At 65.2% G+C, this 7,631-nt stretch carries 10 protein-coding genes; 9 read left to right on the top strand and 1 reads right to left on the bottom strand.

The window, feature by feature from the left end:
• The 9 genes from HZB86_09145 to HZB86_09105 form a co-directional block, all read left to right on the top strand.
• The coding region (locus HZB86_09145; protein ID MBI5905697.1) for a CGGC domain-containing protein at window positions 1-370 on the top strand (370 nt) is incomplete at its 5' end.
• Between the two features lie 78 nt (window positions 371-448).
• On the top strand, window positions 449-1,279 hold the full coding sequence (locus HZB86_09140; protein MBI5905696.1) for a flavodoxin family protein: 831 nt from the start codon (window positions 449-451) through the stop codon (window positions 1,277-1,279).
• Entirely contained in the window at window positions 1,279-1,875 is a 597-nt protein-coding gene (locus tag HZB86_09135) for a TetR/AcrR family transcriptional regulator (protein ID MBI5905695.1), read from the top strand. The genes HZB86_09140 and HZB86_09135 overlap by 1 nt, the downstream gene beginning before the upstream one ends.
• Before the next feature lie 113 nt (window positions 1,876-1,988).
• Window positions 1,989-2,762: an epoxyqueuosine reductase gene (locus HZB86_09130; GenBank protein MBI5905694.1), complete on the top strand. Its 774-nt coding sequence runs from the start codon at window positions 1,989-1,991 to the stop codon at window positions 2,760-2,762.
• An 11-nt stretch (window positions 2,763-2,773) separates the two neighbouring features.
• Complete coding sequence (locus tag HZB86_09125; protein MBI5905693.1) at window positions 2,774-3,544, top strand: enoyl-CoA hydratase/isomerase family protein; 771 nt, start codon at window positions 2,774-2,776, stop codon at window positions 3,542-3,544.
• A gap of 22 nt (window positions 3,545-3,566) precedes the next feature.
• Window positions 3,567-3,992, top strand: a complete 426-nt coding sequence (locus tag HZB86_09120) for a thioesterase family protein (GenBank protein MBI5905692.1) — start codon at window positions 3,567-3,569, stop codon at window positions 3,990-3,992.
• Window positions 3,993-3,997: 5 nt separating this feature from the next.
• Window positions 3,998-4,747 (top strand): enoyl-CoA hydratase/isomerase family protein, encoded by a 750-nt coding sequence (locus HZB86_09115; GenBank protein MBI5905691.1) that lies wholly within the window; start codon window positions 3,998-4,000, stop codon window positions 4,745-4,747.
• Between the two features lie 54 nt (window positions 4,748-4,801).
• Entirely contained in the window at window positions 4,802-5,260 is a 459-nt protein-coding gene (locus HZB86_09110; GenBank protein MBI5905690.1) for a CBS domain-containing protein, read from the top strand.
• A 44-nt stretch (window positions 5,261-5,304) separates the two neighbouring features.
• Window positions 5,305-5,742: a TIGR04076 family protein gene (locus tag HZB86_09105; protein MBI5905689.1), complete on the top strand. Its 438-nt coding sequence runs from the start codon at window positions 5,305-5,307 to the stop codon at window positions 5,740-5,742.
• Between the two features lie 263 nt (window positions 5,743-6,005).
• Here HZB86_09105 and HZB86_09100 read toward each other — a convergent pair whose 3' ends face one another.
• Window positions 6,006-7,622 (bottom strand): metallophosphoesterase, encoded by a 1,617-nt coding sequence (locus HZB86_09100; protein ID MBI5905688.1) that lies wholly within the window; start codon window positions 7,620-7,622, stop codon window positions 6,006-6,008.
• Window positions 7,623-7,631: the final 9 nt, after the last annotated feature.

Raw genomic sequence — 7,631 nt, 5'->3', positions numbered from 1 at the left:
GGCGGATCTCAGGGCGCGCAAGGGGGCGTTCGCGGCCTACCCGAAGGATGAAAAGCTCACCCTGGTCGGCATCATCGACTGCCCCGGGTGCCCGACCCTGACGGGACCGGACAAACTGCTCGACCGGATCAGGGGTCTCACGGAATTCGACGTGGACGTCATTCACATGACGTTCTGCATGAAAGCGCTGTGTCCGTTTACCGCGAGGTACGTGAGCGCGCTGAACGAGGCGTATCCGGGGATCCGTGTCGTCCCGGGAACGCACGAGGAGCACCAGACGCCGGAGGAGTACAGGCAAAGGATCCGGAAGCTGTTCAACCAGGAAAAGAGGAGCATGGTGGATGTCATCCTGAAAAGGGACGGCGGCTGACAAGTTCGACTTGACAGCGATTCGGCGTGTTCAATAAAATAAGACCGGTCGGTATCCTAAAGGGCGACAGGTGCGTCGGTGGCAGACACGAACAATGTGCTCGGGATCGTCGGTTCCCCCCGGAAGATGGGGAACTGCGAGCTGATGGTGAAGGAGATCGCCGCCGCGCTCCCCGGATCGCCGAAGCTCTCGATGGTGCGGCTCGTCGAAAAGGACATCCGGCCATGCAGGGCGTGCTACCGGTGCCTCACGGGAGATTGCCCCCACCAGGACGACTTCGCCGGGGTGCTCCGCGCGATCATGGCGGCGGACGCCGTGATCGTCGCCGCCCCGGCGTACCTGCGGGGGACCCACTCCTCCGTGCAGCGGTTTCTCGACCGCGGCCTCCAGGCGTACCGGCACGTGGACGCGCTGTACGGGAAGCCGGCCGTTGCCGTCGCCGCCGCGGGCGTCCAGGACGGGGAAGGGTCCGCGCTGCTGGGGCTCGAGAATTTCATCCGCCAGCTGGGGATGTCGCTGAAGGGGAGGGCCGTCGTGCGCGCCACGTATCCGGGGGACGCGGTGGTCCTCGAGGAGTGCCGCGGCGCCGCGCGCCGGCTGGCCGCCGCCCTCGTTTCTCCGGGGGAGTATGTCCCCGGGGGGATCTCGTGCCCGGAATGCAAAGGGACGTACTTCGAGTTCCGCGGGGTGGACGGCGTGTACTGCCTCTCCTGCGGAGGCACCGGGACGTTGTCCGTCGGCGCCGGCGGAATCCGCGCGTCGATCGGCCCCCCGGCCCACTCCTGGAGGACGAAGGAGGACATGGCGGCGCACGGGAGGTGGCTGGTGGAGCAGCGGGACGAGTTCCTTCGCCGGCGGGACAGGCTGAAGGAGGCCGTGAAGCCGTACCTCGGGGGGGATTTCGTCTGATGCGGAAAGACGGGAAGGAGACCCGCAGCAACGTCATCGAGAAGTCGCTGCAGATCTTCTCGGTGAAGGGGTTCTACAACACCTCGATCAGCGACATCATGGCGGCGACGGGGCTCACGAAGGGGGGGCTGTACGCCCACTTCGACAGCAAGGAGGCGCTCTGGTACGCCGCGTACGAACGGGCGGTCGAGATCTGGCGGGGGATCGTCTTCAAGGGGGTGCGGAAGATCCCCGACCCGCTGGATCGAATCGCGAAGACGATCCAGAACGACCTTCGCGACTACTGCTGCGGGAACGTGTTCGAGGGCGGCTGCTTCTTCTTCAACAGCCTCGTCGAGCTGTCCGGCCAGTCTCCGGAGATGAGCGGCCGGATCGTCAAGGGGTTCATGCAGTTCTCGGACCTGCTGGCCTCCTGGCTGGAAGAGGCGAAGGCGGGGGGGAAGCTCAGGGACGACGTGAAGATCCGGGAAGTCGCCGATTTCATCGTCACCTCCATCAACGGCGCTGCGGCGCTGTACGTGGCGACCCGGAACACGCGGTTCCCGCGGGCGATCGAGCGCCAGCTCGCCGCCCACATCCGGATGCTGAGAGCGTAGGGAAGGATGCCGCGGCGTCCCGCGGGTCGCCGCGCATACCCTGTCAGATACCGACCGGTCGGAAACTTGAGCGTTCGTCGCCGGACCGGACATCGCGAGGGAGGTGCGTACGGATGAAGGAACGGATTCGCCGGTTCGCGGAAGAGCTGGAGATCGACGATGTGGGATTCGCCGCCGCATCGGACTACCGGAGCCCCCTGTCTCCCCCCCTGGAGACGGTTTTCCCCGGTGCGAGGTCGATCGTCGTGCTCGCCTACAAGGAGCTCGACAGCTGCGACAGCCCGGATCTCCACATCGCGATGAACGGACGGATGGACCTGATGGAATTCTCGCGGTCGTGCAACTACAAGGTGGCCCGCCGCCTGGAGAGGCGGTTCGGGGCCCGCACCATGACCGTCCCCGTCTCGTACCCCATGGCGCAGAGCGAGGAGACGAAGGGGGCGGTCGGACAGGTATCGCTGCGCCACGCCGCGGTCGCGGCCGGCCTGGGGGCGTTCGGGAGCAACAACCTCGTCGTTCACCCCCGTTTCGGTTGTCGCGTCGTCTTCACGGCGCTCCTCACCGATCTGGAGATCGCATCGGATCCTCCCGTCGCGGAGAATCCGTGCACGGCGTGCGGGCTGTGCACGCGAGGGTGCCCGGGGAAGGCGCTGGACGAAGCGGGCCGGACCGACGTGATGAAGTGCGTCAAGACCAACATGCCGTACGGGTTGAACGGCGCGGTCCGGTTCTGGGGCAGGTACGGCGAGGCATCCGCCGCGGAGCGGAAAGCGATGGTGCGGGACCCGCACTTCTGGAGGCTGTACCAGGCCGGCCACATCGGTCCGCAATATTTCTGCTTTGCCTGCATGAACGTGTGCCCCGTGGGGCGCGAAGCGATCGCCTGAGGAGGGGGGAGATGGGAAACGTCATCTACGAGAAGCGGGACCGGATCGGGTACGTCACCATGGACCGACCGGAGGCGATGAACGCCCTGGACGACGGGCTGAACGCCTCGCTCTGGGAGGTCTGGGCCGATTTCGCCGCGGACGATTCGGTCGACGTGGCGATCCTCACCGGCGCGGGGAAGGCGTTCTGCGCGGGGGCCGACCTGAAGACGTTCATCCCGAAGTGGGAGCACGCCACGATGCTCGACGCGCGGAGGAACGCGGCGAGGGGGATCGGGGGCGGAATCACCCGGGGGCAGCACCGGATCGGGAAGCCGATCATCGCGGCCGTGAACGGGTTCGCGATCGGGGGAGGATTCGAGCTGGCGCTGGCGTGCGACATCCGCATCGCTTCGGAGAAGGCGAAATTCGGTGTGTTCGAGGTCCGGCAGGGGATCCACCAGGGCGACGGGGGGATCGTCCGGCTGGTCGCCATCGCGGGAGTGGGAACGGCCCTGGACCTGACCCTGACCGGCCGGGAGGTCGGCGCGGAGGAGGCGTTCCGGCTGGGGCTGGTCAACCGGGTCGTGCCGCACGAGGAGTTGCTGCCGACGGCGGAAGGGTGGGCGAGGATGATCCTCGCCAATGGGCAGCAGGCGATCCGATCCGCCAAGGAGACGATCCTCGAGGTCATCGGCCGCCCGCTGGACGACGCGCTCCGGCTGGAGACCGTCAACGGGTATTCGAGCGTCGGGGATTTCCGCGAGGTCGGTGAGAGGCTCAGGAAATTTTTCGCGAAATGACGTCTTCCAAGGAGGTGCGGGCATGGCCGATCTTCCGGTGACCTATCGGGGGGCCGTCTACCCCTGGCAGTGCGACCACATCGGGCACATGAACGTCATGTGGTACGTGGGAAAGTTCGACGAGGCGACGTGGCAGTTCTTCGCGACGTTCGGCCTCACGCCGTCCTTCCTCCGGGAGAACGGGCGCGGGATGGCCGCGGTCCAGCAGAACATCGCCTACAAGCGCGAGCTCCGGCCCGGCGACATCGTGACGATCCGGTCCGGGATCCTGGAAATCCGGGAGAAGACCGTCCGGTTCCTCCACGAGATGCGGAACGACGAGACGGGGGAGGTCGCCGCGACCGCGGAGATGACCGGGGTGCACATGGACACCTCGAAGAGGAAATCGTGTCCGTTCCCCGAAACGGTCCTGGAGCGGGCCCGCGCGCTGATCATCCCCGGACGGTAGGCGGCGTGCCGCACGTAACCGTTTGCATCGAGGAAGGGGTGGCCTCGGTCGTTCTCGGCCGCGGAAAGGTGAACGCGCTCGACGAACCGACGGTCGAAGAACTGGGAGCGCGGTTCCGGGAGCTGGAGCCGGACGAGAGTGTGCGTGCGGTGGTCTTCACGGGCGAGGGGAAGTTCTTCTCCTTCGGGTTCGACATCCCGGGGTTCCTCGGGTACTCCAAGCCCGACTTCGCCCGCTTCCTGACGAAGTTCACGGATCTCTACACGTACCTGTTCACATATCCAAAGCCGGTGGTCGCCGCCCTGAACGGCCATTCGGTGGCCGGCGGCCTGATGCTGGCGTTGGCCTGCGACCGCAGGATCATGGCCGCGGGAACGGGGAAGGTGGCGCTGAACGAAATCGGCTTCGGGTCGTCGGTGTTCGCCGGGAGCGTCGAGATGCTGCGTTTCGCCGTCGGGAACCGGAACGCGGAAGAGGTTCTCTACTCGGGCGCCATGTACCTTCCGGAGGAGGCGCTTCGTCTGGGGCTGGTGGATGTCGTCTGTCCCGGGGAAGTGCTGAACGGGAATGCCGTGGCCGCGGCCCGCGAGCTCGGCGGGAAGGACCCATCGGCGTTCCGAAGCGTCAAGGAGCTGCTGCGGGGTCTCGTGGCGGACGAGATGCGCCGCCGCGAGGCCGCCTCCATCCGGGAGTTCGTGAAGATCTGGTATTCGGAATCGACGTGGAAAAACCTGCAGGAGATCCGGATCCGTTAAGTCGAAACCTACCCGACGCCGCTGTCCGCCGGGAGGCGCGCAGGAGGAGAAGCCATGGAAGCCGACGTATCCGAAAAACGCGTTTCGGATTACCTCGATTCGCGTGCGCCGGTCCTTTCCCCCAGGACAAGGATCCAGGACGCCCTGCGCCTCGTCCGCGGACACGGGTATTCAGCGCTGCCGGTGTGCGAAGGGGAACGCTTTCTCGGGCTGGTGCGGGAGAAGGATCTCCTGAAGATGACCCCGTCGCAAGCCACGCTGCTCTCCCGGCACGAAATCGCCGGACTGCTCGACCGCGTGACGGTCGGAGCCGTCGTCACGGCTCCTCCCGTCACGATTTCCGACGATCTGACGGTGCGCGAAGCCTCGGAGATCATGCGGATCCACTCGTCCGCGGTGCTCCCGGTCCTCCGGAACGGACGGTACGCCGGCCTCATCTCGTGGGAGGAGATCCTCGACGCCGTGATGGGGGATTCCCCGCTCCGCAGGGATATGAATGGGGGATCCGGGTAACCGCCGGGAAAGAGGCGAAGGAAGAAATCCTTTTGGAGGATGACATGGGCATCAAGGAAAAGGCGTGGGACGCGATCAAGTGGAAGGTCATGCAGTCCCGTCTCGGGTATTCGGACGAGGAGATGAAGATGTTTCGGGAGAATCCGCGGAACGACGATGTCCTTTCGAAAGCCCCGGCCCTGGCCGGGAAGACCATCGTCCTGGAAGTCGTGGATTCCCACGGGTGCAACAGCGGGCACAAGGTCGGAGACAGGCTTGTCTTCGACGGCGCCGGGAACCTCCTGACGAAAAAGTCCCCGGACAAGGTGTGCGTGTACGCCGTCCACGCCGCCGCTCCGCTGGTTTACGCGGCGAACGAGCTGTTCCTGGCCGGCGTCGACCCCAACGGGATGCGGTTCCGCCGATCCGCCTGCCTCGACGTGGGAATCCGGTGCGGCGGGTGGGGACGGGTCGTGTTCGAGCTGAGCGTTCTGGACCGGTAGCCCGCGACCGTTGGCACGTGCTTACGCCGGATCGCCCGCACCAGGTTGGGCGGCCGGGGGATACGGCAAAGATCCGGATCAGCGAACGGAAGTCCGGAATGGAACGGCCTGACCACCGGTCGCGGATCGAACCGCGAAGCTGAGGTTACGGTGAGCCTTCGAAGTCACATCCGGTTGGGGGTCGTTGTCACGGCGGTCTTGGGGCTGTTCTGGCTGCTCGGGTGGCCGGAGTACTACCAGCAATATTCCACCCGCCGCCCGGGTCATCGGCCGATGGCGGATCGGGAAACGAAACCGTGACGGGTTTTCATCGTCGCGAGCCCCCTGTCAAAGTGCGTTTCCGCCATCAGTCTTCCCGACAGGAGGTTCGTCCGGAAGTCGAGAACGACCTCGTTCCAGGCGATCTCGTAGTCCACGTCGAACAGTTTCCTGTAGAGGTACGTGTTTTTCCCGACGGAACTTCCGGATCCGAAAATGCGGATCGGCGGGTTCGCCAGCAGATCTTCGGGTATTTCCCCCGCGATGGGTATGTGTTTGTGTCCGTGAAGGATCGCCTTCACGCCGTGGGAGTCGCAGAAGCGGACGAATTCCTGCGCATCCGACAAACCGTCCAGGTGCTCATAGGCGAAACCGAGGTACTTGCGCAGCGACGCGCCGAGGGTCTTCATGTGGAACCTGCGCATCTCGGGATCGATCCGGCGGAGCTTCAGGGGGTGGTGGTGCAGCAGGGAGATCAGCACGGGGTGGGTGATCCCGTCGGGGAGACGATTCAACCGATCCGCGATGGTCCTGTACTGCTCCGGGGTGATTTTTCCCCGCGCCATCCTCCCGCCGGCGGCGGAATTCCAGCAGAGAATCCCGACAGGATGGTCCGGAATCCATTCGACGCGGGTGTCGAACGCGGGAACCGGGGAAGCGGCGGCGGACCGGTTCCGCAGAACCCCCTTCCTTCGCACATCGTGATTTCCGAGGACGAAGATCGGGTCCCGGCCGCGAGGGTGCAGATCCTTCAGGAAATCATGGAAGTCGTTCGCGCAGATCACGTTGCCTTCTCCCGGCGTCTGCAGGATGTCCCCGCTCAACAGGAACGCCATGGACGAATCGGCCCGGTTTCCGTTCACGTAATCCGTCAGGAGGTCCTTCACCCGTACGATCCGCTCGATGGATTGCCTGGACCCGATATGGGTGTCGCTCATGTGCAGCAGCGTCAGCCGGGAATCCGGGTGGATCCTGCAGGCCGGGAAGGCGTTCCGGTAGCGTTGCGCCAGCAGATGCCCCGGCGTCGTTCCGAGGTCATCGACCCTGGAGAATATCCAGCGGACGGCCTCCTCGGCGTTGTCCGCGGGCAGGGGGAGAAACAGGGAGTCGTCGCGTCTGCTCCAGAGCAGGATCCCCGGCCACCGGGTGGATTTCGACAGGGCGGAATGGAAGGGAGGGTACACGTCCGTAATGGCGAAATCCCTCCGGGGAGCCTCGTTCAGGTGAAGGATGAGATGCGGGCTGGTCTTCATGCCGCGGGACAGTCTCGACAGGAAACTTTTCGATGTCAGGAGCCGGTCGACGGGATCGGATTCCCGGAATCCGGATGGGATGAGAACCGCCGTCCACTCCCGCATGGAAAAGATGTCGCGCAGTTCGGCGACGACATCGTCGTATCTGTGACGTGGGCTTGCACGGACCGCATCTCTCATGCGCACCGAGCGCTGGACGACCTTCGCGTTCGATTCGGGGTCGAGATACAGCCCGTCGACGAGGTTTCCGAGGAACACGAGCAGCGTCTCCCTCACGAGGTTCGGGTCCGCGATGTCGGGGATCCGGTTTCGCCGGTCCAGGACGAAGGAAATCCAGTTGGCCGATTGCAGGTTGAATCGCTCCTCCACGCGGCCTCC

This window comes from Deltaproteobacteria bacterium (genome assembly GCA_016234845.1).
Lineage (GTDB): Bacteria > Desulfobacterota > Deferrimicrobia > Deferrimicrobiales > Deferrimicrobiaceae > JACRNP01.
Note: the sequence above shows the minus strand (reverse complement) of the source record. Positions and strands in the feature narration are given on the sequence as shown.